Consider the following 22,424-nt stretch of genomic DNA (forward strand, 5'->3'; position numbering starts at 1 on the left):
GTCAGCTTTCGCCGATCTGCAACACGCCGGCCTGGCCGCGCATATAGATCTCCAGGATCGCGCGATAGGCCGGGTTCTGGTAGTCGCCCTCCGCATCCACATAGACCGAGACGGTCGCCGCACACAGGCCGTCCGCGCCTTCCGCGGTATGCGCGGTGATCGCGCCCTGCGCTTCGTCGCCCGCCAGCTCCACCCAGCGCGACGCCACGGCATCGGCAGCCTGCTGCGCAATGGTGCAATCGGGATAGGCCAGCGCGATCCCCACGCCCTGCTTTTCATGCTGCACGTCGGCGACGATACCGCCGAGATAGGGCGGAATGCCCGAACCCAGCGCATCCACCTGTTCTGCCAGCTTCTTCTTGGTCTCCTCCATGTCACCCGAAGGCGACAGGACGGCCGTGGGGTCGATGCCGGTCATGCCGAAAAGCGGCGAGATGACCACCGCCTGGACAATCTGGCTATCGCCGACCGACTGCTCCAGACCGGCCAGAGCCGTCTGCATAATGGCGTTTTCGCCCAGGCTGGGCTGCGTTGCTGCGGCAAGCATGGCGGATTGTGGATCTTGCGCCTGGACGACATTACTGCCCTTGGCGGCAGCGAATTGCGCCGCGCCGATCATGGTGCGCCATGGGTCCGAGCTGTCGCGGCTGGCTGGATCCATATTTCGGGCCACGCCATTGCCGACAACGCCCGGCGCGCCGGAATTTTCGAAGCCCCGATTTTCCAGCGCCGCGATCATGTCGGTCGCTGCGGCCTCGTCGACAAGGCCTCAGAAGGTGTGCCCATCGGGCGGGCGGCCATAGCCGGTGAAATAGACCAGCTTGTCCAGCGTGGTGGTGCTTTGGCCTCCCATGCGGACTGTTCCGTCGCTGGCAGGCTCTGCAGGGCAAGAATATCGCCGCCCAGAAGCCCGAAGAACGGCCTGGCATCGGGATCATCGCCGGCCAGCCCCTTCACCACCTGCACATCGACGAAATAGGCGATATCGCCATGCTGCTGTATCAGGACGGTTGCTGGCAGATGGTTCAGGCCGTCGCTCAGGGCATCGAGGTTCTGGGCGAGAGCGGTAGCCGATGTGGTCAGCAACAGGCTGGCGGCGATGACGCTGCGGCGCATGGACGTCTCCTTTTCTTGTGTCTGTGGATGTGACGCTGCGAAGCGCATCAACCTTGGTCGGCTCCAGCACATTCTTTGAAAATTTGTCGCGGCGACCAAGGTCCGGCACATGCCCGGCGTCCCATCAATACGAATGAAAGGATCAGGACCATGAAACGACTGCTGCTTTCCCTGCTGCTGGCAACGGCCATGGCGTCTGCCGCCCTCGCCCAGGATGTCGACAGTTTCGATGCGCTGAGCAATGTCGAGATCGAGGCGCAGGCCACCGATCTGCACCCTGCCGCGCTTTACCTGCTGTCCTCGCGCCTGCTGGCCGAGGGCAAGGGGCAGGAAGCGGCGAACTGGATGTATGCCGGCCAGCTCCGCTACCGCTTCCTGATCACCGCCGAGGAAGATGCCGCAAGTGCAGAGGGCCCCCTCTTCGGCGCTCTCAGCGAACAGATTGGCCGACCCGTCAATGAGTATATTGCCGGCGACGTGGACGAATGGCTCGCAGCCATGCACTGGGCGCTGGAATGGGACGCGGCCAATGACAATGGCGTCACCTCCAAAACCGAACATGCCGAGGCCTTGGCCGAGGTCAGGGCGGGCCTTGAAAGCCTGATCGCACAGGTCGAGGACAATCGCGAGACCATTCCCCAGGAACGCGAGGCCAATGGCCTTGAGAATCGGTGAGGCGGCCATCATGCGACTCCTGTCAGCCCTGGTGATTGCCGCCACCCTCGCGGTCAGCACGACCAGCCATGCCGCCGATATCCTTCCGGCCAGCGAAACACTGCTGGTCGGCAAGACCAATATTTTCTGCGTTCAGGCGCCCTGCCCCTGGCGCGGCATAGCCCGAGTGGACAATCAGGCCGGGCCGTCCGGCTTGCTCTGGTCCCAAGAGACCCTGCCCCCGCTCGATGCCGGCCCGGTTGATGCCGCGCGGATCGCCGAGGCCTGGAACGGAAACCAGTGCCTCTCGATCAAGGGCAGCTTGTCGGGTGGCACGCTGCGGGTCGATGAGATCATTGGAGCCTGCCCGTGATGGCCCGCCTGTCCCTCGCCCTCTCGCTCTGCGCGCTGATGGCCTCGCCGGCTCTGGCCGATGATGCCGCGGACTTTACGGACGCGCTGGGACAGGCCGCGACGGGTGTCATCATTGCCGAGGCCTATATGGCGGCCTGCGAGGCGCATTATCCCGAAACCGGTCCGGCGCGGCGCGACGCCTTGGCCGGTTGGGCGCATCGGGTCGATGTCGCCGGCTATCACCGCCTGCTGGAGGCCGCCATGGCGCGGCTACCGGATCTCGAAGCTGAGATGGAGGACAATCGGCAACGCGCGCAGGCGCTGGTGGACGAGGATGTCGCCAAAGACGGCGCGACTTGCGGCGATCTGCGAAGCGCTCTCAGTGACAATGCCATGTTCGATATCGAGCAGCCGATCCGCTACCTGCTGCGCAATGCGGAGGACTTCGGCATCGTCGTCGCCGAAGCAGAAGTCGGCGTCACCAGCGACGAGATCGAGGTGGTGCCGCTCGTCATGCTGTCGGCGCAGCTCGCCAGCAAGATGGATGAGATCGGCTCCAAGGCCGGTGCGCAGGAGGACCGCGACCTGCGCGAGGCGCGGGAAGATCATGCCGAAGCCTGGCTGGCGCAGCGCCCTGCAATCGTGATTTTCGGCCGGGTTACCGACGAAGACTCGCTGCGCGAATGGCGCGGCGACCAGCAGTCGGCATTTCTCGCGACCTGTCAGTCCTTCGCCGATGACGATCACGAGGCCCGCATGGCGCAGGACATTGGCGAGGATCGTATCATCGTGGGTGGCATCCGCTGGCTGCGCGACGATCGCGAAGGCGGCGTCGTGAGCCTCGATGATTGCCGCATCTTCGTGCATGACCCTGCCGAGGCGGAACTAGCCAGCCTCGATGACGAGGCTGCCGGTCTCATGCTGCGGCCGCCGGAATATGGGGAAGCCTTTGCCGGTCCCGAACAGGGCATCCCCATGGGCGACATCGATCGTGTCCTCTACGACGCCGAATTCAATAACCGCATGGATGGCTTCGGCAATGGCTATACCCAGCGCGACGAAGACATTTATGTGCTGCTGCGCGATGGCACGGCCTATCGCCACGAATGGAACTTCGCCTTCACCGATCTCGATGTGGACCTGTCGCGCCTGCGCGAGCCAGATCGCTGGTTCACCTGGCGGGACGATGGGGGCACGGTGACGCTGACGCAAACCGGCGGGCTCGATACCGGCTCGGAGATCGACATTTCCAATGCGCGGCTGCTGATGCCGGCGCCTGCGGGCCTGATGCTCGACCAGACATATTACTATCTCAATGTCGGCATGGGCGGCAGCCGCAGCGATCGCGACTATGCCTTCTCCGGGGATGGCCAGCTGCACTATTCGCGCAGCGGCTTCGTCGCCGGCAATTTCGGGACGTCCTATATCATCGTCGCTGGCGACACCAATGACGAGGACACGCGTGCCGGCTATCGGCTCGATGGCTATACACTGCTGATCGATGGCCCCGACGGAGAGGAGCGCCATTTCCTTGCCCTCATCGAGGGACAGGATCCGCACCGGCCTGAAGAAATCATCATCGACGGGCAGGTTCATTGGCTGCGGGAGGACGATTAATGCGCCGACCAGCCTTCCCAATTCAGTCTTCCGGCCCGCGCATCAGCGCGCCACCAATATCGCGCAAAGGGAGTCGCTGTTTACGTCCAATGACACGAGCGCCTTCCGCCAGTCACAGATTTCCGCCGTGGATAAAGGGCCGCGATGCAATCCATTTTCGCTGAATATCTGTCGATTCAGGCGAATATCTCATTTTTGCCACAACCATTTCGCTTCTCGGACATTATTGCTGGGGGCAATTGGGGAGTGATTGGCAGGGTGCGACTTGTTGACGGGGATATTTCAGAACCGTCCGACACGACCGAACATCTGATAGAACGGGTCAAAGCGGGCGACGCAAGAGCTTTCGAAAGACTGATTTCAGAGCATTATCGCTTCATCTACAAAACGGCATTTCGCTGGCTTGGCCACAAGAGCGATGCCGAAGACGTCACGCAATCGGTCTGCATGAGGCTGGCCAATGCGATCGGTCATTTTGACGGGCGCTCGAAATTCACCTCCTGGCTCTATAGCGTGACGCTTAATGCCGTCCGCGACCTGCAACGCAACCACAAGCGGCAGGGCCGGCATGTCGATGCCGTGGCGGCCGTGGCGTGCGAGGAAATCGCGCCCGACCAGGAAAACCAACTGCGCGTCAACGATATTTGGCGTATAGTGCGCCAATTGCCGGAGAAACAGCGCGACGCTGTGATGCTGGTCTTTGGCGAACAACTCTCTCAAGCAGAAGCAGCCGTGATCATGGGATGCAAGGAAGTGACCGTCTCCTGGCACATCCACAATGCACGCAAGTCATTGAAGGACTTGCTATGAGCGGCGACCGGGACCCTTTCGAACTGATGCCGCGCTTTGTTGATCCGGAGCCGGATCCCGTCACCATGAACGCGACCATTGCTCAAAGTCGTGAGGCTTTTGCCACGCGCAAGGTGCAGCCGCACGCCACCGGCCCGGTGTCGCTGGCCGAGTGGTTGAGCCGATCGGCAAGGTGGCTGGTGCCGGCAGGCGCGATGGCCGTTGCCCTGGTTGCCGTCATTGTGGCCACGCCGAGCCTGACCATGACATCTCCGGACCGTATGGCGAACCAACAGGTTGCCGACAGCCCTGTCGTGATGCCACCGGCCTCGACCAGCCTGTCGCGTGGCGACGAGCAGGTCGCCGACATGCCGGCCGAAGAAATCACCGGCCGCCGCATGGGTATGACCGCGCCGCCGGCTACTCAACAGGCGTCGGCAGAGCCGTTGCCGCAGGTTGTGTCGAGCTTCCAGGGCGATGGCGTCCGGCTCGAGCTGCGCCTCGACGCAGAGGCGCTGGAGATCTACCTGCCCGAGCTGTCCGGGGCGCAGATGGTCGATGCCCAGAGCGTCATGCCCGGCGAAATGGTGGAGATTCTTGCGGCCTTCCTGCAGCCCGATAGAGCGCTGATGGCCATTCAGATCCGAGTGGGCGACCTCCGCTTCTGGCGTATCTACCAGTTGGTCGACCGCACATATCGCCGCGATCCCGAACGCTCGACGCTGGTGTCAGATGCTCCCGACCGGGCCGAGGTGGAACGCCGGCTGGCGGCAGAATAGCCGCTGCGGTCAGCGCAGCGGGCCGTCGTGATCGCCCATCAGGCTGTCGATCAGGCGATGCGGAATGGTCAGGTCCCACCAGAGCGTGTCGACGTCATCGAGCAGCGCCTCCATGGGTTTGAGCAGGCTGGCCGAGGCGAAGACCAGGTGCGGGATAGGCAGGCGCAGATTGAACCGGCCATGCTCGAACCGGCCCGACAGATAAGATTGCGGATTGCGCGCCGCCAGTTTCAGCATGGCATCGCGGAAGCCCGGCGTCAGCAGCTTGTCTGTCGAGGCATTGGCGCTGACCATGGTGTCGAACACGGCATCGAAACCGGGATCGACCGGCTGCCGCCGCATATCATCGCCCGACACTTTCTGGAAAAAATCATCGATGAAGGTCGGCAAGCCTGATTTCGGGAGCAACTCGACGGTCCCCGCAAAGGACTGTGGCACGGCGATCTCGACCTGCATGAGATAGAAGATCTCGTTGCGTTTCTGGTTATGGCGGCGCCGCCAGATGGTGGATTCGTTCAGTCGATAGGCAATGTCGCGATGCTTGCCCTGGCTTTCCCAGGCCGTGAAGCGCTTGCCCTCGCTGCTGAACAGATCGGCAATCCATTTCTCGATATCGACGGCTCCCCAGCCGCTGGCGAACTGGCTCTGCCCCCAGGCTTGCCCGATGGGCTGGGCGACCGATGCCAGCGCAATATCGCGCCAGAGCCGGTTGGACAGTTTCCAGACCATGAAGGCGGCGATGCAGGCCACAATCGGCCAGAGAAAGCTGCCCTGCAGCGGCGCGCGGCCCAGCAGCATGAAGAAGAGACCGCCCGACAGATTGAGGCTGACGGCGAGATTGGTCATGCGGCGCGGCTCTGCCTCGCGCAGCAGAACCAGGATCTCGTCGCGCGCAAGCCCGCTTGCGAGCCTGGCCTGATTGTCATCCGCCTGTGTCATGCGCCTGCCCTATCGCTGGTCCGGCCGGTCGGCAAGATATCGCTCGAGCAGGCCGGTCAGCGGACTATGCAGCAGATTGCCATTGATCCGCGGCGGCGGATCATAGCTGAAGGCGAAATTGTAGCGGCCGTCGCGCTCGACACTCAGGTCAAGGATGGTCCAGACCGCCTTGCCGTCGACCGCCATGGCATCGCGCAGCGCCAGCAATGCCTGCTTGCTCGCTGGGCTCAGCCGAAAATCCAGATCCTCCAGCTCGGCACCCGGCCTGCGCGCCAGCACAGAAGCCTGGCTGCTGGACCGCCGGCCCTCCTCGACCTGGATTTCGTGGTTGATGGCAAGATAGACCCATTCGCGGCCTTCCCATTCGCCGTCCTGCAGATCGGTGATGTCGCCGACCACACTGCGCACGGCCGCATTCTGCAGCGCAATGAGGTCGGGCACCGGCTGGCCCTTGCCGGATTTGGCAAACAGTTTTGCGAACCACATGGTCGTATCATCCCTGATGACTGGAGTGGCTGTCCCGCGAAAACCGGGGCAGCAGTAAAGAACAGGGCGAAGAGCCCCAACAGACGCCGCCGCGTCATGGTCAGCATGGACAGGGCCTAGTCGTATTCGGTTTCAATCCTGTCGGTCGCCGCATGCATGGTCTCCGACAGGGCGGTGACCAATTGGCTGGAGAACGCGACCAATAGAGGGTCATTGAGTTTCTCGACCACCTCGACCAGTTGTGCTTCCGGCACGGTGCTATAGGCCCCGATGCGGAGGAGAAGGTTGTCGCGGCTATAGTCTTCGCGCAGATATTGCGCGCTTTCGACCCATTCTTCGGCTACTTCGGGCCCGGTGATGGGCGCGGCCATGATCGCCATGGCCCGGAAATAGATATCCATTTCGAGGTCGGCCCGCTCGGGAGAGCGCTGTGCCGCGAACAGATCCACTAGCAAAGCGTTCTCGCTGGCCGACGCACTCTCCAGATAGCTCTGTCCTGCTTCGACCAAGGCCTCGGCACCCTCCTCCAGGAACAAGGTCTCCACCTGTTCGCCAACCTCGACGGCGAGATCGGAGCGCTCATAGGCCAATGCAGCCTGTCTGGTGTCCTCCGTCGTGACGCTCTCAAGCGCCTCCAGAGAATCAGCCTCCAGCAGATTGACTGCAAATGCCGCATCCACCGCGTCGTGCCAGCGCTCGATCTGCGCATCGGTGAAACCGAGATCGGTGGTGATGACCGCCTTGAGGTCGTCACCGAGCTTGGTCAGGCCATCCACGACCTCCAGTTGTTCGGCCAATGCCCTGGTCGCCTCCTCGACCGCCGAGGCCATGGGTGACACGAGGATCGCAGCCGCCAGGACCGTCGCCTGCAATGCCTTTTGGTAGAGCCGCCAGATCATCACAATCTCCGAAACTGAATTGGTTCTCAGCCATAGGACGCTGCGGACCGGCGGGACCTTGGTCGGCAAACGCATTTCTGCTGTCGACGCATCCCACCAAGGTCCCAGCGCCGGCCAGCGTCTCATAGATAGAAACGGGAGACAGCGATGGGACGCCTGGCAATGATCGTGGGCCTACTGGCCGTTTCGGCCGGCCCGGTGCTGGCCGATGCGAGCCCGTTTGCCCTGCCCGCACCGCGCATCAGTCCCGGCGATATCCAGCCTGTTCTGCTGGGCCTTACGCTGCCCTCTGCAGGCCAATGGATGGGGATTTTTCTTGGCCTGATCTTTGTCTATTGCGCGCTGTTCCTCGGTTTCTGGATGTATTGGGCGGCGCTGGGCGAAGATCAATATGCCGATCCCGAACTGCGCGCGAAGATGAACCTGGGCGTCTCGGTGACGCCGTTCGGCTCCCGCGTCGCGGTCAGCATCGAACGCCTCGCCGAGCCGGATCGCAGCCGAGCACGCCGGATCATGTTCGGCCTCAATGTCTTCCTGGGCGTCGTGGTGGCAACGGCCACGCTGGTGCTCACCCTCTACACAAATTTCGTCAATTGACCCTCGGGAGCCAGCCATGTCAGCGCGCGTCTTGAAGCCCCTTCTCCTGTCACTCGTGCTACTCGCGGCCGGTGTCGGCGGGTATTTCTACTGGTTCTACGAGGCACCCCGGGCCTCAGGCCCGCTGAGCCAGGCCCTGCTCGAACGGTTCGATCCCGCCGAAAGCCAGCAAGTGGTCAACGACATCCTCGCCGCGCATATGGATGTCGGGGCGCCGGTGGCCGAACAGCGCACGGTGCTGGAAAGCAATGGCTTCGACTGCGCCATCAGCCTGGTAGAGGAAACCGGCGCCCAGCTGCTCACCTGCCGCCGGCCCATCGACGGCCGCCGCTATTGCGACCGCGTCCGCTACGTCGCCTATGAAACCGCTGTCGGCGACATCATCCAGAGCCTTGGCGCCACCACGCATGTCAGCAACCGCGACCGCATGCTCGGGCGCTGTTCCTATACGCCGCCATCGCCCGAAGATTGATGAGCAGCGGTCCTGCGGTGAAAATCGACCATCACAGTGTCGTCCTGCTCAGTCGCGAAATACCAGAGCGGAATGTTGCCCATCAGTCCGCCTGCATAGCGGGCACGGCCAGGCATCAGCAGTGATAGCACGCCATTCATCGGCGCCAGCCACGGATACAGTCTGGGTTCGGCTTGGCTGACCACCAGCGTGGTCTTGCCGGCATCTCTCTGGTGGACCTGCGCCCATGTTGCGGACAGCTCATAGCCCACGCTGCGATAGCGCAACCCCTCGTCGCCCAAGCTCACCGAGCTGTTCCAGAATTCAAGGCAGATCACGATCGCCAGCAGCAATGGCAGGCCGAAGATGAAAAGCGGCCACCAGGCCAGCCCTGCCTGGATGAACGTCGGCGCGGCTACAGCGGCCATGCCCAGGATGAGCAGCGGGAAAAGGAAGCCGATCATCCGGCGCGGCTGCGGCACAAAATAGGTGGTCATGACATCCTCGGTTTGGAATGGCTTGCAAGAGAGCCGGGCGATGACACTCACCGCCCGGGAATGAGATCGGGCGACAATCCGGCGGGTGGCATTTCGGTCAGCAGACCGAGCCTTTCGGTGAGATGGGCGATGGTTCGCGCATCGGCAGTGTGGCCGTAGTCCTCGAGGAATTCCTCGATATTGTCGCGATGGACCTTGTGCATCACCCAGTTGTCGCCGGACGGACTGATCTCCCAGCCCGCATCGAGCCCGCGGGCCCGCGCCATCCAAACTGCATCGGATGCCTCGTCGATCACGATGACATTGGACCGCAAGCCCTCGACATAGGCGATGGTGACCCTGTCACCGCGCGACACCCTGAAATCGACGAGCACGCTCGGGCCCACCAATCCGGCATCGCGATGGATGGCGGCCGTCCACTCGGAGCCATCGTCCTCGACCACGCGCAGATCATATCGGACATTGTGATCCAGCACGCCATTGCGGGTCAGGATGATGGACGAAAAGGGCGTCACCGCTTCGATGGTGGCCAGCCGCTGCGTGCCGGCGGCCCGCAGATAGACCGCGTTGAGATGCGGCATGACCAGGGCCAGCGACAGGCCCGTGATCAGACTGCCGGCGAAGATCCGGCCTGTCAGGCGCTTGCTCTTACCGCGCCAGGTCAGCCAATAGACGAGGCATGGAAAGGCTACAAGCAGGACGCTGGACAGATAGAGATTCCAGCTCAGGAACCCGAGCAGGCCGGACAGCAGGACCTCCATGTTCAGTCGAGGCCCAGGCGCTGCTTCATCAGGTCCGCTTCCTGCTGCCCCAATTGAAACGCCTTCTGGCCGATCCAGCGATTGGCGCTTTCCTCGCCATCGCGACGGAGCCGCTCGTTATATTCGGGCACCAGAGCCTCGATGGCCGCCTGCACCCGGGCCTTTGCCGCAGCATCGAGTTCGATCTCGACTGGTGCGGCCTGACCGGATGTCGTGCTGCCCGAATTCTGGCGATCGCGCTGATATTGGTCATTGGGGAAGAGATAGCCGGGATTGGCGGTCGTGACCGGCGGCACGAAAATATCCTGGGCCATGGCAGTGCCCGGAAGAGCGACGAGGACGAGGATAAGGGCAAGTGGCTTCAGCATGGTCTGTCTCTCCTTGGTTTCAGATGAGACGACCCGTCTGGCCGAAACCTTGGTCGGGTCAGTCACCAAGCTTTGCCGCCTTGGCCACGTCTAACCAGAAACCGTCGAAATGAGAGAGACCGCCATGCGTTTTGCCCTTGCTGCCGCCATCGCCATGTTCAGCCTGCCGGCGCAGGCCGATGTCGTCGACCAGTTCGCATCGGCGCGGCCGCTGTTTGGCACCACGTATCCGGCGGCGATCACCAGCGGCCTCGATGGTGACTGGGTGGAGTTGATGGGCTATGCCCGCAATCTGGGACCGGATGCCGGCCCCGCCCGGCTGCGGTCCTATGCCGAGGACTTCCTCGACATGACCTGCCATTCGGTTCGGTCTAAGGGCAAGGTGCGGGTCGAGAGCATCAGCGACTATCGTTTCACCATGCAATTGTCGCCGGAGGTCGCGGTGGTAACCCACTACGACTGGATCGAGGGCTCGCCGATCACCGTCAACGCCCCGCGGTTCCTGCGCTCCACCCATGCGACGGAGTCTGAAGCAGATTATCGTCCCCGGCAATGGGATGGGCCAGTCACGATCCATAGGCCATCGCAGGATATCCTGGTGATCAACGAACCGGCCGGGACTATGGCCATTTGGGGCCGTTGCCCAGTAGCACCCTATGCAGAAGAAGGGGGAGAGTGATGTGGCGGGGGATCATTGTTCACGGCATACCCCTGATCATAGCCATTGGCGCCGCTTTGCTCCTCCTCCCCTCGATCATGGGCGCTTCGGCCATGCAGGGCGTGGCCGCGTCGCAGGGCTATAATGTCGGCATCGCCGCCCTCTTCCTCTATCCGGCCAGCTATCAGGCCCTGATCATCGCCTGGGGCATCTGCCGCTGGCGCGGATGGTCGCTGCAGCGCATCTTCCTGCAGCTCATCTGGCTCTGCCTGCTGCTGTTCGCCGGCGCCATGAGCTATTCCCTGGTTACCTTGCAAACCTATCTGCAGAACGTGGCGAGCTAGGAATCCCAGGATTGAAGCCGCAAGAGGCTGTTTTGCCGGAATTGCCGATTTCCACCAAGGTCCGTCTCACGGCATGCGTCCTATAGGCAAACACAGATGAGGACCCGACATGCGCTTCGCACTCGCCTTTGCCCTGACCCTTGCCTGCTCTGGCCCGGCTTTGGCCCAGATCGACGACGATTTCGCCATGGCCAACCGCATATTCGGCCAGATCTCGGCGGCCAGTGTCGTCGCTGACATCGACGGCGAATGGCTGCCGCTCAGCACGATCGCAAATCTCGAGGGTGCCGATCCCGATCCTGGCCTGATCACCAGTTATCTCGAGCGCATCTGCGGCAATGACCCGGCGCGCGGCTTCGTTTTCACGGGGATCGACGAGGCCAGTTTCGAAATGGCGGTGCCCAATGCCGGCCATGAGCTGGTCTATCGCCTGGACTGGATGGGCGGCGCCCAGTTCCATCGCAGCTTCGATCCGGCGGCCATGTTCTCGGCATTCGGCTTTGACAGCATGGAAGGTGAGCGCGGCATGGAGATGCGCGCAAGTGCACTCCGCAGCAATACCAACCTGGTCGATTTTTACCGCGTATCGCCGGACCTGCTAGCCATGGCCACGCCGCAACGCGTCGAAATCTACGGCCGTTGCCCAGGCTGATGCGGCCTGACCGCTGACGCTGCGACACCATCCCGACGAGCCCGAGTGCCGACATCTGGAGATTGTGATGAGGCTCAACCGCCTTCTGCTTGCCGTCCTGTTGGCCGCCGCGGCGACACCCCTCGCATACGCACAAAGCGCCGTGGACGAGGCTGTTGAAACGCTGGTCACCTTCGGCGATCTCGACGGAGTGGACGGCCGCTGGATCTGGGCCAACAAAACAGCATTGATCGACCTCACCGCGCCCAGCGGCGACAATCTCAGGGGCAAGATGGAGCAATTCTGCCCTGAGGATCGCTCACCGGTCATGCGCATCGAAACGGTTGATGATGGCTTCGACATCGGCGTTATCGATGCGCCGCCGGGCCTGCACTGGCAGTATCGACGCGACGCTTATGGCTCCTACACGCAGAGCTTGGAGCCGGACACTTTCTATGCGGCACTGGGCTATGGTGCCGATCATCCTCCCAGCGACGCTGTGATCGCCACCAATGAACGCGACAGCGGACCGGTGACGGTGATCCGGTCTGCCGAAAATGTGCTCCTGATCACCCACCGCAACGGCTTCGACATGTTCGTCCGCTGCGACGACAACTGACGCTTGTGCTGCCCCGATAGCTACGTCACAGGTAGCTGAACATCGTTGCCAATCAACGTCAATGAGCGCCGTTCCGCAAACGGCACAAGCTCGAGGAGCCGCAATGTCCAGAGCCGCCATTCACAACGCCAGTTTCATCGCGCTTGTCCTGGCCGTCACTCTTGCGTTTGTTTGGCTGCTCCTCCCTTACTACAGCGCCATATTGTGGGCCGTGATCCTTGCGATCCTCTTCAACCCCTTGCAACGCCGGCTGACGGTCTGGCTCGGCGGTAGGCGCAGCATTGCGGCGGTGCTGAGTGTTCTTGCGGCAATATGCGTAGTCGTGATCCCGGTCAGCCTGGTGGTCGCGTCGCTTTCCGTTGAAGTATCCTCGCTCTACCGCAGTGTCAGAGATAGCGAATTCACCCTCGCCGATGCGCTTACCCAAGCGCAGGCCATGTTGCCCTCCTTTGCGAGGGATCTTCTCAATGACGTTGATCTGGGCAACCTAGGGGAACTCCAGCAGAGCCTGATGTCCGGTCTTTCGTCGGTCGCCCAAGGCGTTGCGACCGGCGCTTTTGGCGTCGGTCAGGGTGCCCTGCATTTCTTAGTCATTCTCGCGATCATGCTCTATCTCCTGTTCTTCCTGTTCAGGGATGGCAGGTCGCTGGCGACCATGATCAGAAACGCCGTGCCGCTCGATCGGGAGCGCACCGACGACATCGCTGCCAAGTTCGTTTCAGTCGTCAAGGCGACTGTGCGCGGCAATGTATTGATCGCGATCATCCAGGGTGGGCTGGGTGGCATCACCTTCTGGCTGCTTGGCCTCGATGCACCGCTGCTCTGGGGTTTCGTGATGGCGGTGCTGTCGCTCCTGCCGGCAGTCGGCGCCATTCTGGTTTGGGCACCCTTTGCCATCTATCTCGGTTTATCCGGCGAAATGACCAAGGCAGTCATACTCCTGCTTGTAGGCGCATTGGTTATCAGCATGATCGACAACCTGCTGCGTCCATTGCTAGTCGGGCGGGAGACACGCTTGCCGGACTATGTCGTGCTGATCTCGACGATCGGCGGACTGTCGCTGTTCGGCATCAATGGCTTCGTGCTCGGCCCGCTGGTCGCCGCCTTGTTCATTGCCGTCTGGTCGCAATTCACCGATGACCGGCTTGCCACATCGGAAAACTAACCACCGCTGGGATGTTCAGGCGCGCCATGAACAAGCTGCACCTCCGGCGATTTGACCAGCGTCAGATAGCGTTCGAACTGTACGAGGACATCAGCGATGATCTGGTCACGCCCCATACCCATGATGTCATAGCCGCGACTGCCGCTCGAGAAGTAGGTGCGCGCCTCGTAGCGCAGTTCCGGCTTGCCGGCTGCCATTGGCGAAAGCATCGCCAGCGGATGACTGGCAAGAGAAACACCATAGACGAAGTCGCGCACACCTTCGGCGGGGGAGCGCAGGGAAACCGTCCCATCCTCAGCTTTATCGATGGTGGTTGGCCGTCCTCGGGCTGTCAGTTCGTCAGCCACTTGCTTCAACGCAGATTGGACCTGGTTATCGATGAACGCCTGGACCTCTGATTGTCGCGGCGCCCGCAGCATCAGACCGAGCCGCCGCTGCCAGGTCACACCGGCCGCAGGCTGCGCCGGCGCAGGGCCCGCAGCGGAGCGGTGCGCCTGTTGCTGGGCGACATCGGCCCGCATGCCGGTCAGCAGGGACCACAGCAGGGCCAGAATGACGATCACGAAAGGAAGCGCGCTGGCGATGGTGACCGATTGCAAGGCTCCCACCCCGCCCGCGAGAAGCAGAACCGCTGCAACGACACCGGCAAAGGCGCACCAGAACACACGCTGCAGCCTCGTGGTCTCAGTTTCCCCGCCTGCGGCGATAGCATCAACCACCAGCGATCCCGAGTCAGCCGAAGTGACAAAGAAGATGGCGACCAGGATGACGGCGAGCGTCGATGTGACCGCCGGGAATGGCAAGTAAGTGAAGAATTCGAAGAGGCCAACCGACAGGTCATTGGCGATGGCTGTCCCCAGCGCGCCTCCGGCCAAGCCCGCATCGATCGAGATTGCCGTGTTGCCGAAGATCGTCATCCAGATGAAGGTGAAGCCGGCGGGAATGAACAGCACGGCGGTAATGAATTCCCGAACGGTGCGGCCGCGCGATATGCGGGCGATGAACATGCCGACAAAGGGCGACCAGGATATCCACCAGGCCCAATAGAACAGGGTCCAGGCATCGATCCAGGGCGTCGGGTTATAGGCGTAGATGTTGAAGGTTCGCAGCACGATGCTGTCGAAATAGAGGCCGAGATTCTGGACGAAATCGCGGAACAATTCTGCGGTCGGGCCGACCAGCAGAACGAACAGCATCAGACAGATGGCAACCAGCAGGTTGATCTCGGAAAGGATGCGCACGCCCTTGTCGAGCCCGCTCACGACCGAGATTGTCGCCAGGCATGTGACCCCTGCTATGATCAGCAACTGAACGACTGGCGAAACCGGCACGCCGAACAGGAAGTTCAGGCCCGAATTGATCTGGTTCACGCCGACGCCCATGGACGTGGCAAGGCCGAAAATGGTGCCGACGATGGCAAAGATATCGACCACATGGCCAATGGGGCCGTTGATGCGCTCCTTCAGCAGCGGATAGAGCCCGGAGCGGATGGTCAGCGGTAGATTGTAGCGATAGCCGAAATAGGCCAGCGAGAGACCCACCACCGCGTAGATCGCCCAGGCATGAATGCCCCAGTGAAGGAAGGTCACGGACATGGCCTCGCGCACAGCAGCCGCCGAACGCGGCTCGGCGGTCGGCGGCTGCATGTAATGGGTCATGGGCTCGCCCACGCCATAGAACATCAAGCCAATGCCCATGCCGGCGGCGAACAGCATCGCGATCCAGGACACGAAGCTGAAGTCGGGTGTTGAATCGTCCGGGCCGAGCTTGAGATTGCCGAAGCGGCTCATGCAGATCAGCAGCATCGCCACCAGTACGATTCCGACAGCCAGTAGATAGAGCCAGCCGAAATTGGTCAAAATGCCGGACTGCAGACTTCCGAAGATTTCCTCAGCCTGCGCAGGGAAGGCAATCCCGATTGCCAAGAATACCGCAATGATGCCCAGCGATCCGAAGAACACCGGACGGTTGATGACGAATGGCTTGATCAAGATTGTCCCCGAGGTCTGGCTGTGCCGGCGGAGTACCCATCCGATCCGGCGTGATGGCTAAGACGCCAGGTTCAACAAAGTTCCGAGACGTGAAACAGACTCGGGAAGGCAGTCCGCTTTTGGCGAACATCGTATTAGGATTGAACGGCAGGAATGGGGTCGTGTATGGACGGCTCTCCGTTGGCAAGGGATTTTCGGAGCTTTGCCGATGCTGGTTGGTGCGGCCGTGTATCCGACCTATAGGTGCGGCTATCATGTGCCGCTGGCCATAATGCCTTTCGCGCGGTTCAGGTCCCGATCGGAAGCTCGCACTCGAAGTGCACGACCCCACTGGGTTTTCCTGATCCGGCGGTATCAACCGGCTTTGTGCATTAGCTCCTGTCCGCCCTTTCCAACCTCGTCAGCGATTGCTCGCCTTGTCTCTTTCTATTCCTATGCGACGGCCGGCTCCCTATAGCGATCACCGCTGGTCATCAGCGCCCAGACCATCCGGGCGGTTTTGTTCGCCAAGGCAACAGCCGCAACCTTCGTCGTTCGCCGTGCCATCAGTTGCACGAGCCACGGCCTCTTGGTTCCGTTCCGCTCGGCAAACCGGATGACCGCCATAGCCCCGACCACCAGCATTTGGCGCAGGTAGCAATTGCCTGCTTTGGAGATGCTGCCGAGCTTCTCCTTGCCGCCGCTGGAGTTCTGCTTAGGCACCAGCCCGATCCAGGCAGAGAGGCAACGCCCCGATCTGAACGCATGCGGATCGGCGACGGTGGCAACAAACGCACTTGCTAGCAGCGGGCCTACACCTGGGATCTCCATCAACCGACGACCAAGCTCGGTCTCACGTGCGCTCGCACGCACACGGCGATCGTTCTCGAGAATCTGTTCCTTCACGACCCGGAGCTGTGCCTCGAGCATGCGCAGGCAGAGCCGAGCGTCAGCCGGCACCCTTGTGTCGTTCTCGTCATTGACGATGAGGAGCAGTTGCTCGACACCATTGCGCCCAATCGGCGCAACGACCCGAACTCCGCCAAGTGAGACCGCAACGCGTTCGATATCTGCGTGCGCTGGCGATTGAGCATCAACCGCACCCGATGCAACATCATTACGCTTTGCTGCTCGGGCGACTTTATTGGCACGAAGCGCATGGTGGGCCTGGTCACTGCCTCACAGATGGCCTCAGCATCGGCGGCATCGTTCTTCTGCCTCTTCAGATATGGCTTCACGTATTGTGCCGGCAGCAGCCGAACATCATGGCCTCGGGCAGTGAGCTCCCTCGCCCAATAATGCGAGGAACTGCAAGCCTCAATCCCCACCAGGCATCGCGGCAGCTTCTCAAAAAACGCTAACACACGCCCACGGGTAAGCTTCCGCCGGACGACAATCTCGCCCGCAGCATCCACGCCGTGCACTTGAAATACTGACTTCGCGATATCCAGACCAATCGTGGTAACGTTGCCCATTATAGCTCTCCTCAGCTCTAGCCCCGCGATCTTACCGCAGGGGGGAGGAGAGCCGTCCATCGCATCATAAGCAGACGAAACCCAGAGCATAGCTATTCCAAGTTACTCCGGTCCTTCGGTCAAATCGGCCAACCGGGGCATCTGCCGAATGAGTGAGTTAGATCGTCTCAATTCGTTCCAGGTCGCCCAACAGGTAACACCACCTCTCCCACATTCAATTGCCGCTCAGAAAGGTTTAGCACGCGATGGCTGTGCTAAAGAAAATGCACGCCTTCTCTCGCGCTTCGCGCGCAATGGAATATGGGACCGATGAGGTGGCGTGACCCCGATAAGAACCGCGGGCGCCTGCGGCGCGGGTCCCTCAGCTGCGCTTATCGAGGGTGGAGACCATATGGCGGTTCTTATCAGCGTCAACCCGTTGGGCTGGTCCACCCGATTGTCACTGCTTGCGCAGTACTTCCCAGACGGAGCCGCTTACGCGGCGCTCTTTCTTCCTTTAGTCCCCGATGGGGTCACGCGAGTGACCCTGCGGATATGTAACGCCGCGGCATCGCCGGGGTTGTTACTTGTCCGTTCACATGCTCGTCCTCGAAGGGCGAGCATGTGAACTTGCAGCACCCCTAACCGTCGAGCTTAGGCAGTTGGTAGACTGTGGGAGCCAACCTTGGCGGCGTCGACAACAACGCAAAAGCCAACCGGGGCAAGACCGCGGCAATGGTCGCCTTGTGGAAGTGCTGGAGGTCGCGGGCGTCTTTCTGACGCAACCAGTACAGACGGGACCTCGTCTCTCCCGAGAGTACGCGGGCGACATTTGGAAGGTGCACGAGCACGTTGTTGACGAGGTGAGACCAGTTCTTCGCCAAGGCGGAGGCGAGCAAGATGTCGGTCACTTCCTGGATTTCTTCGGCAGCTCCCTCGTCGTACTCGAGCACTTTGTGCAACCACGACAGAACCTGCCATACGCCGTTCCTAAGCATCCAATGCACACCAGATCCTCCCACGCTGTGAGCGACGACTGACAATTCCCTCAGATAGCCATGCTGCTCCTCCCCTGAAGCAACTGCAGATCGGATCGCGGTGAGCTCCTCGCCACACTTTGCGCCAACCTGAGCTTGCAGTGAATTCGCATAGCGCTCGACCCCACCGCGAGCGCGCTCTTCGCGAGTAAGCAGCACGACGTCGGCCGACACCATGGATCGCTGCCAAATGTTAGCGATGCGTCTCGAAGTAGTCAGCTTTGGCAAAAGAGAAAGCTCGACGAGTCGCAACGCGCCAGCCCGCTCGCTATCGCGAAGGCACTGTCCGTCGATCGCGAGGATCCGCCCACCGGCGTTGAAATAGAGATCCTGGAAGCCCTGTTGATCCAGAGCTCCAAGCGCCTCGGCGTCAGTGAGCCAGACGTGGTGGAAGCCCTTCTCTTGGTAATAGCTCTCCCGACGCCCAATAACGTGCTGATAGGCGGTGCGAAGCTGGACATCGAGGGCAAGACGAGCGGCCGAGTGAACCGCAGAAACGTCAGGGCGCGTGGAGCGCCGATCTCCGGGCACAGCCAACTGCTCCACTTCGACATGACTGAAGTCTGGGGCCGCCTCCAAGCATTTCGCCAGAATGAGCTTGAGATGGGCGTGCCGCTCCCCCTCCTGTACGCCGCCGTACTTCGCCCAGTTTGCGTGGCTTGTGCCTTGGTCCCGCAAAGGGCAAGCCACATCGCTGGGCACATGAACGAAAAAGGCCGCGTCTGCACAACCGGGATAGTTGTGATGCGCATGAATCTTCAGCGGCTGACCGCACTGAGGGCAAAAATATGAGTTGCTTCCCACGGCGGCTTTCTTCGCTTCTGCGATGCGCAAGGCAGAAAATCCAGCTTGGGACAGCGGGTCCAAGACGACTGAGGTGGGAAGCAACGTCTCGTTGCCGTATTCATCGCGCTCGATCACCGAAGTGATCGAGCGCTCAACCTTGCGACGTGCGTTGAGGCGAGACTGAAGATGCTGGCCAAGTGTGTTGGCCGCTGGCTTGGCCAGAAGCGGGTTTGCCTTTCGGAACTTGCTCATGGTGCCGGTCCTCAGTTGAACCGGGGACGCGACTTGGTCGCGGCCGCCGCATCGAGGGCTTTGTGGAGCTTGCGGAGGCTCCTGATGCGACCTGCCTCATAAGCCTCGAACAGCGCCGCCGCCAGTTCGGGTTCGAGCCCACGCGTCACAACCTCTTTGGCAACGATCTGCGCCATGGCATCTGCGTCTGGCTGCTCAACCCTGATGATCTTGCACCGGTCGCGCAGGGGCGCGGCGATGCGACTGATATCGTTCGCAAGCAGGATCCAGTTGAGATGGCTGAGATCGATTTCAGCCTGAAGAAAGCTATCCATATGGCGCGACGCGCTCGCCTTCGACAGCAAACCGATCAGGGCCTCGGTGGGAGTGTCACTCCCTCCCCGGGATACATCACGCAGCTTGTCCAGCTCATCAACGATGACCAACAGGTTTGCAACGCGGCTATCAGCCAACGCCCTCAGCAGCTCCGACGGCCGTGAGCTGGAAAACACAGAATCGGCGCTGATCAAAGCGGTGGTCGTGGTCAAAGACGAAGCGTCGAGATAGAGCACCGGCAAATTGGCGAGCTTAGCGTAGCGCTCAATCAGATCGGACTTGCCGCACCCAGGCTCGCCCACAATCAGGATCGGGACGGACTGAAGCCAAAAGGCGCCACGCGACATCGCCAGCAATGCGCTTTCCCGCAGCGCCTCGATTGCCGCTGCCAGATGCGGGGCCCGTTCGAACAAGGTCGCAGCGATCTCATCGATTCCATGCCGCGTGCTTGGCCCGCCCAAAGTGAACGTTTCGGCGAGACGGTACTGGAGCTCACGTGCTTCGCGAGCGTGACGCCGCTCATGACTGTCGCCTCCGGTACCGAACCCATGCTTTTCGGGTTCCGCGCAGAGCTGGATGATTGCAGCGTTGTTGGTCCCGTCCCGGTAGAGACGGGGCTTACCGCGCGGGGGTGTCTGAGCCATCACCTCGAACATGAAGATATCGGCCCGCTTGCTCTCATTGGTCGAAACCACCTCGCGCCGGATCGGTCCGGGCGGTCCAAGGTCGCTCTCATCGACTTCTTCGAACTCGTCGTCAGCCTGAACGATGTCGGGCGGATTATCATTTTCCTTGTCATGGGGCGCGAACAGCTTCTCCTCCGGGAACAGTTCAGGATGAATGCGGGTGATCTTGGAATTGGTCTTCTTAGGGTTCGTCATTTCTCGAACTTTCGCAGGACCGCGCTCGCCGCGGCGCCCTGGGCGCACGGTCGGCAGTCGTTGATGTCTGGTGTGTGTGCAGGCGTCCCGGATGGTGGCGTTACCGCTCCCGGGGACCGAGGCACTTCTCGCTAGATCAGCGGAGCCTCAGCGTGGGTGCCGTTCCCGCAAGGCCAATGATGGCTGCGGGAAACAACAGGCATGCCGAAGAACGGGAAATGGTTGCGGCGAATCTTGTCGCGGCGATAGGTAAGGTTAGCCATGGCGGCTTCTCCTGTATGTGCAGGTTGATAGCCGCCTGGTCAGGCCGTCAGTCCGGGTTCCAGCCGGTCTGGCGGCCGCTTTGTTCATGCGGCCAGTCGATGCTCATCGACGCATTAAAGGTGAGTCCTTGCCGCCGTTCTGTCCAGCATGGTATCGACGGCTTGGTTAACGGCAGAGCGGCGCAGTTGTGATACAAACTGTGCTACAAACTGTGATACAGGCACAATCCGATGGGGCTAAAACCCCTTGAAATCCAGTCTTTTTGGATTCCATTCGATTCCCTTCACCCGCTCCAGCTCTTTCCCTTGATGCCTGGCGCCAAACGCTGTTTGTGTGCAGAGCCCTTATAAAGGGACCGGCTCACCGTCGTAGCTCCAATGCAGGCCGCTTTGTGCCTGCGTCGCGGTTTCGATGACTGCGCGCATGCCGGCGACCGATTCCTTTGGCGTCAGGTCGCCTTCAAAATCGCTCATGCGGGTCTTCACACGACCGGGGCGCAGGGAGAGGCAGGTGGCCCCCCAGTCCTTCCAGTCGATCGACAGATTGCGCCACATCTGCACCAGCGCGGCCTTGGAGGCGCGATAGGCGAACTGACGGGGATTTTTGTAGGTGCTGGAAGCAGCAAGAGTTGAGACTGCGGCCAGGATCTTGCGGTCGCCGAGGCGCAGGTTCGGCTCCAGTAGCGCGGCCAGATGCAGCGGGGCGAAGGTATTGGTGAGCAGGACATGCTCCCACTCTTCGGTGGTCATCTCTTCGGGCGATAGCCCCGCAGCACCACCAACACCAGCGTTGAGAATGACGACGTCGAGCGGCCGACCCTTGAGGCGGGTGGCGATGTCGGCGGCGCTGGCATCGTTCATGGCGTCATAGCGAAATTCGCTGACGTCCATGCCGAGATAGGCAAAATCCTTTGGGGCCAGCGGCGTGCGATTGGCCACGATGACCTGCCAGCCGGCGTCGGCATATTGCTTGGCGAATTCGAGGCCAATGCCGCGATTGGCGCCGGTGATAAAGACTGATGGCATGGTTTTTCCTCCGCTCACCAAGGCACGTTGGTGCCGTCATAGCCGATGATACGGCCCGCATCGGCGAGGGTCAGACCCTCCACGACTTTCTTGAGACCGGCGACGCTGGTCTCGACGGTGATGCCGCGATATTGAGTCATCTCCGTTGCCACCATGCCGGGGCGGATCAGCCCGGTGGTAATGCTCTCGGGCGCCCATTCCAGCGCCAGTGCACGCCAAGAAGCGTTAAGGGCGGTCTTGGAGGCGCGATAGGTATATTGCGTCGCCCAGTCGTTGGCGGTGATCGAACTCATCAGGCTCGACATGGCGAGCGCGATCTTGCGCTCGCTGGCCAGGATATTGGGCTTGAGCGCTGTCGCCAGGGCGAAGGGCGCTATGGTGTTGGTGCGGATGACCTTGAGGAAATCCGCCCGGGTTACTTCGGCTGGCTTGGCCTCGAGGTTGATGGCGATGCCCGCATTGGCGATCAGCACATCCACGGGCCGACCGGCGAGGCTGCTCACCAGGGCCGCTATCGAGGCGCTGTCGGTGGCTTCGAGCGGCAAAACTGTGGTGTTGGGGAAACCGGCAAGCTCAGTAGCGGCAGAGACCTCACGGGCCGTGCCGATGACGGACCAGCCGTCATGCGAGAACTGGCGCGCCAGTTCCAGGCCGATGCCGCGATTGGCACCGGAAATCAGAAGAGTTGGCATTGAAATGTGGCCCAAACAGAAATG

General features: G+C 61.5%; 26 protein-coding genes and 1 pseudogene. 12 read left to right on the top strand and 15 right to left on the bottom strand.

Features of this window, described 5'->3' with window-relative positions; genetic code table 11:
• Position 1: 1 nt before the first annotated feature.
• The gene (locus P0Y65_14645) at positions 2-739 is read right to left on the bottom strand and encodes a hypothetical protein (protein ID WEK03426.1); all 738 of its coding nucleotides are present in this window, start codon (positions 737-739) and stop codon (positions 2-4) included.
• A complete protein-coding gene (locus P0Y65_14650) occupies positions 736-1,116 on the bottom strand; it encodes a hypothetical protein (GenBank protein ID WEK03427.1) in 381 nt (126 codons plus the stop codon). Before P0Y65_14650 ends, P0Y65_14645 begins: the two co-directional genes overlap by 4 nt.
• 150 nt (positions 1,117-1,266) lie before the next feature.
• Between P0Y65_14650 and P0Y65_14655 the strand changes: the two genes are divergently transcribed.
• The 5 genes from P0Y65_14655 to P0Y65_14675 all read left to right on the top strand — a co-directional run bounded on the left by P0Y65_14655 (position 1,267) and on the right by P0Y65_14675 (position 5,309).
• On the top strand, positions 1,267-1,791 hold the full coding sequence (locus tag P0Y65_14655) for a hypothetical protein (GenBank protein ID WEK03428.1): 525 nt from the start codon (positions 1,267-1,269) through the stop codon (positions 1,789-1,791).
• Between the two features lie 10 nt (positions 1,792-1,801).
• Positions 1,802-2,143 (top strand): hypothetical protein, encoded by a 342-nt coding sequence (locus tag P0Y65_14660; GenBank protein WEK03429.1) that lies wholly within the window; start codon positions 1,802-1,804, stop codon positions 2,141-2,143.
• Complete coding sequence (locus P0Y65_14665; protein WEK03430.1) at positions 2,143-3,741, top strand: hypothetical protein; 1,599 nt, start codon at positions 2,143-2,145, stop codon at positions 3,739-3,741. Before P0Y65_14660 ends, P0Y65_14665 begins: the two co-directional genes overlap by 1 nt.
• Before the next feature lie 144 nt (positions 3,742-3,885).
• Positions 3,886-4,551: an RNA polymerase sigma factor gene (locus P0Y65_14670; GenBank protein WEK03431.1), complete on the top strand. Its 666-nt coding sequence runs from the start codon at positions 3,886-3,888 to the stop codon at positions 4,549-4,551.
• A complete protein-coding gene (locus P0Y65_14675) occupies positions 4,548-5,309 on the top strand; it encodes a hypothetical protein (GenBank protein WEK03432.1) in 762 nt (253 codons plus the stop codon). Before P0Y65_14670 ends, P0Y65_14675 begins: the two co-directional genes overlap by 4 nt.
• 9 nt (positions 5,310-5,318) lie before the next feature.
• Here P0Y65_14675 and P0Y65_14680 read toward each other — a convergent pair whose 3' ends face one another.
• The 3 genes from P0Y65_14680 to P0Y65_14690 all read right to left on the bottom strand — a co-directional run bounded on the left by P0Y65_14680 (position 5,319) and on the right by P0Y65_14690 (position 7,633).
• The gene (locus P0Y65_14680; protein WEK03433.1) at positions 5,319-6,248 is read right to left on the bottom strand and encodes a hypothetical protein; all 930 of its coding nucleotides are present in this window, start codon (positions 6,246-6,248) and stop codon (positions 5,319-5,321) included.
• A gap of 9 nt (positions 6,249-6,257) precedes the next feature.
• Entirely contained in the window at positions 6,258-6,734 is a 477-nt protein-coding gene (locus P0Y65_14685) for a hypothetical protein (protein WEK03434.1), read from the bottom strand.
• A gap of 116 nt (positions 6,735-6,850) precedes the next feature.
• Positions 6,851-7,633 (bottom strand): hypothetical protein, encoded by a 783-nt coding sequence (locus P0Y65_14690; protein WEK03435.1) that lies wholly within the window; start codon positions 7,631-7,633, stop codon positions 6,851-6,853.
• A gap of 147 nt (positions 7,634-7,780) precedes the next feature.
• On the opposite strand from P0Y65_14690, the gene P0Y65_14695 reads away from it, so the two are divergent.
• Both P0Y65_14695 and P0Y65_14700 read left to right on the top strand, forming a co-directional pair.
• Entirely contained in the window at positions 7,781-8,230 is a 450-nt protein-coding gene (locus tag P0Y65_14695) for a hypothetical protein (GenBank protein ID WEK03436.1), read from the top strand.
• 16 nt (positions 8,231-8,246) lie between these two features.
• Positions 8,247-8,702, top strand: a complete 456-nt coding sequence (locus P0Y65_14700; protein WEK03437.1) for a hypothetical protein — start codon at positions 8,247-8,249, stop codon at positions 8,700-8,702.
• Here the strand turns inward: P0Y65_14700 and P0Y65_14705 are convergent.
• Genes P0Y65_14705 through P0Y65_14715 form a run of 3 tightly spaced genes read right to left on the bottom strand, consistent with a single transcriptional unit; the run spans position 8,675 to position 10,307 of the window.
• On the bottom strand, positions 8,675-9,178 hold the full coding sequence (locus tag P0Y65_14705; protein WEK03438.1) for a hypothetical protein: 504 nt from the start codon (positions 9,176-9,178) through the stop codon (positions 8,675-8,677). The genes P0Y65_14700 and P0Y65_14705 overlap by 28 nt on opposite strands.
• A 47-nt stretch (positions 9,179-9,225) precedes the next feature.
• Positions 9,226-9,939, bottom strand: a complete 714-nt coding sequence (locus P0Y65_14710) for a hypothetical protein (GenBank protein ID WEK03439.1) — start codon at positions 9,937-9,939, stop codon at positions 9,226-9,228.
• 2 nt (positions 9,940-9,941) lie between these two features.
• Positions 9,942-10,307 carry a hypothetical protein gene (locus tag P0Y65_14715; protein WEK03440.1) on the bottom strand — a complete coding sequence of 122 codons (366 nt, stop codon included), beginning with the start codon at positions 10,305-10,307 and terminating at the stop codon, positions 9,942-9,944.
• Positions 10,308-10,431: 124 nt separating this feature from the next.
• Here P0Y65_14715 and P0Y65_14720 point away from each other — a divergent pair, with 124 nt between their 5' ends.
• From P0Y65_14720 to P0Y65_14740, 5 genes are all read left to right on the top strand, one after another.
• Positions 10,432-10,986: a hypothetical protein gene (locus P0Y65_14720; GenBank protein ID WEK03441.1), complete on the top strand. Its 555-nt coding sequence runs from the start codon at positions 10,432-10,434 to the stop codon at positions 10,984-10,986.
• On the top strand, positions 10,986-11,309 hold the full coding sequence (locus P0Y65_14725) for a hypothetical protein (protein WEK03442.1): 324 nt from the start codon (positions 10,986-10,988) through the stop codon (positions 11,307-11,309). Before P0Y65_14720 ends, P0Y65_14725 begins: the two co-directional genes overlap by 1 nt.
• Positions 11,310-11,418: 109 nt before the next feature.
• Positions 11,419-11,961, top strand: coding sequence for a hypothetical protein (locus P0Y65_14730; protein ID WEK03443.1), 543 nt, complete (start codon positions 11,419-11,421; stop codon positions 11,959-11,961).
• 67 nt (positions 11,962-12,028) lie between these two features.
• A complete protein-coding gene (locus P0Y65_14735; GenBank protein ID WEK03444.1) occupies positions 12,029-12,559 on the top strand; it encodes a hypothetical protein in 531 nt (176 codons plus the stop codon).
• 103 nt (positions 12,560-12,662) lie between these two features.
• Positions 12,663-13,724, top strand: a complete 1,062-nt coding sequence (locus P0Y65_14740) for an AI-2E family transporter (protein ID WEK03445.1) — start codon at positions 12,663-12,665, stop codon at positions 13,722-13,724.
• Here the strand turns inward: P0Y65_14740 and P0Y65_14745 are convergent.
• The 7 genes and pseudogenes from P0Y65_14745 to P0Y65_14775 form a co-directional block, all read right to left on the bottom strand.
• A complete protein-coding gene (locus tag P0Y65_14745) occupies positions 13,721-15,715 on the bottom strand; it encodes a BCCT family transporter (GenBank protein WEK03446.1) in 1,995 nt (664 codons plus the stop codon). The genes P0Y65_14740 and P0Y65_14745 overlap by 4 nt on opposite strands.
• Before the next feature lie 432 nt (positions 15,716-16,147).
• Positions 16,148-17,169 (bottom strand): annotated as a pseudogene (locus P0Y65_14750) (IS110 family transposase).
• A gap of 620 nt (positions 17,170-17,789) precedes the next feature.
• Positions 17,790-19,223: a hypothetical protein gene (locus P0Y65_14755; GenBank protein WEK03447.1), complete on the bottom strand. Its 1,434-nt coding sequence runs from the start codon at positions 19,221-19,223 to the stop codon at positions 17,790-17,792.
• 11 nt (positions 19,224-19,234) lie between these two features.
• A complete protein-coding gene (locus tag P0Y65_14760) occupies positions 19,235-20,419 on the bottom strand; it encodes an AAA family ATPase (GenBank protein WEK03448.1) in 1,185 nt (394 codons plus the stop codon).
• A 131-nt stretch (positions 20,420-20,550) separates the two neighbouring features.
• Positions 20,551-20,682 carry a hypothetical protein gene (locus tag P0Y65_14765; protein WEK03449.1) on the bottom strand — a complete coding sequence of 44 codons (132 nt, stop codon included), beginning with the start codon at positions 20,680-20,682 and terminating at the stop codon, positions 20,551-20,553.
• A gap of 345 nt (positions 20,683-21,027) precedes the next feature.
• Positions 21,028-21,708 carry an SDR family oxidoreductase gene (locus tag P0Y65_14770; protein ID WEK03450.1) on the bottom strand — a complete coding sequence of 227 codons (681 nt, stop codon included), beginning with the start codon at positions 21,706-21,708 and terminating at the stop codon, positions 21,028-21,030.
• Between the two features lie 14 nt (positions 21,709-21,722).
• The gene (locus tag P0Y65_14775) at positions 21,723-22,400 is read right to left on the bottom strand and encodes an SDR family oxidoreductase (GenBank protein WEK03451.1); all 678 of its coding nucleotides are present in this window, start codon (positions 22,398-22,400) and stop codon (positions 21,723-21,725) included.
• Positions 22,401-22,424 lie beyond the last annotated feature (24 nt).

It is taken from the genome of Candidatus Devosia phytovorans (assembly GCA_029202405.1).
GTDB classification, from domain to species: Bacteria; Pseudomonadota; Alphaproteobacteria; order Rhizobiales; family Devosiaceae; genus Devosia; species Devosia phytovorans.

What these genes read in the sequence shown, in the direction of transcription:
- P0Y65_14665 (WEK03430.1), top strand. Translation starts at nt 2,143, where the DNA reads ATGGCCCGCCTGTCCCTCGCCCTCTCGCTCTGCGCGCTGATGGCCTCG.
- P0Y65_14760 (WEK03448.1), bottom strand. Translation starts at nt 20,419, where the DNA reads ATGACGAACCCTAAGAAGACCAATTCCAAGATCACCCGCATTCATCCT.
- P0Y65_14735 (WEK03444.1), top strand. Translation starts at nt 12,029, where the DNA reads ATGAGGCTCAACCGCCTTCTGCTTGCCGTCCTGTTGGCCGCCGCGGCG.
- P0Y65_14715 (WEK03440.1), bottom strand. Translation starts at nt 10,307, where the DNA reads ATGCTGAAGCCACTTGCCCTTATCCTCGTCCTCGTCGCTCTTCCGGGC.
- P0Y65_14730 (WEK03443.1), top strand. Translation starts at nt 11,419, where the DNA reads ATGCGCTTCGCACTCGCCTTTGCCCTGACCCTTGCCTGCTCTGGCCCG.
- P0Y65_14740 (WEK03445.1), top strand. Translation starts at nt 12,663, where the DNA reads ATGTCCAGAGCCGCCATTCACAACGCCAGTTTCATCGCGCTTGTCCTG.
- P0Y65_14650 (WEK03427.1), bottom strand. Translation starts at nt 1,116, where the DNA reads ATGCGCCGCAGCGTCATCGCCGCCAGCCTGTTGCTGACCACATCGGCT.
- P0Y65_14690 (WEK03435.1), bottom strand. Translation starts at nt 7,633, where the DNA reads ATGATCTGGCGGCTCTACCAAAAGGCATTGCAGGCGACGGTCCTGGCG.
- P0Y65_14680 (WEK03433.1), bottom strand. Translation starts at nt 6,248, where the DNA reads ATGACACAGGCGGATGACAATCAGGCCAGGCTCGCAAGCGGGCTTGCG.
- P0Y65_14655 (WEK03428.1), top strand. Translation starts at nt 1,267, where the DNA reads ATGAAACGACTGCTGCTTTCCCTGCTGCTGGCAACGGCCATGGCGTCT.
- P0Y65_14765 (WEK03449.1), bottom strand. Translation starts at nt 20,682, where the DNA reads ATGGCTAACCTTACCTATCGCCGCGACAAGATTCGCCGCAACCATTTC.
- P0Y65_14725 (WEK03442.1), top strand. Translation starts at nt 10,986, where the DNA reads ATGTGGCGGGGGATCATTGTTCACGGCATACCCCTGATCATAGCCATT.
- P0Y65_14710 (WEK03439.1), bottom strand. Translation starts at nt 9,939, where the DNA reads ATGGAGGTCCTGCTGTCCGGCCTGCTCGGGTTCCTGAGCTGGAATCTC.
- P0Y65_14670 (WEK03431.1), top strand. Translation starts at nt 3,886, where the DNA reads ATGCAATCCATTTTCGCTGAATATCTGTCGATTCAGGCGAATATCTCA.
- P0Y65_14700 (WEK03437.1), top strand. Translation starts at nt 8,247, where the DNA reads ATGTCAGCGCGCGTCTTGAAGCCCCTTCTCCTGTCACTCGTGCTACTC.
- P0Y65_14645 (WEK03426.1), bottom strand. Translation starts at nt 739, where the DNA reads ATGATCGCGGCGCTGGAAAATCGGGGCTTCGAAAATTCCGGCGCGCCG.
- P0Y65_14660 (WEK03429.1), top strand. Translation starts at nt 1,802, where the DNA reads ATGCGACTCCTGTCAGCCCTGGTGATTGCCGCCACCCTCGCGGTCAGC.
- P0Y65_14695 (WEK03436.1), top strand. Translation starts at nt 7,781, where the DNA reads ATGGGACGCCTGGCAATGATCGTGGGCCTACTGGCCGTTTCGGCCGGC.
- P0Y65_14720 (WEK03441.1), top strand. Translation starts at nt 10,432, where the DNA reads ATGCGTTTTGCCCTTGCTGCCGCCATCGCCATGTTCAGCCTGCCGGCG.
- P0Y65_14675 (WEK03432.1), top strand. Translation starts at nt 4,548, where the DNA reads ATGAGCGGCGACCGGGACCCTTTCGAACTGATGCCGCGCTTTGTTGAT.
- P0Y65_14705 (WEK03438.1), bottom strand. Translation starts at nt 9,178, where the DNA reads ATGACCACCTATTTTGTGCCGCAGCCGCGCCGGATGATCGGCTTCCTT.
- P0Y65_14770 (WEK03450.1), bottom strand. Translation starts at nt 21,708, where the DNA reads ATGCCATCAGTCTTTATCACCGGCGCCAATCGCGGCATTGGCCTCGAA.
- P0Y65_14755 (WEK03447.1), bottom strand. Translation starts at nt 19,223, where the DNA reads ATGAGCAAGTTCCGAAAGGCAAACCCGCTTCTGGCCAAGCCAGCGGCC.
- P0Y65_14685 (WEK03434.1), bottom strand. Translation starts at nt 6,734, where the DNA reads ATGTGGTTCGCAAAACTGTTTGCCAAATCCGGCAAGGGCCAGCCGGTG.
- P0Y65_14775 (WEK03451.1), bottom strand. Translation starts at nt 22,400, where the DNA reads ATGCCAACTCTTCTGATTTCCGGTGCCAATCGCGGCATCGGCCTGGAA.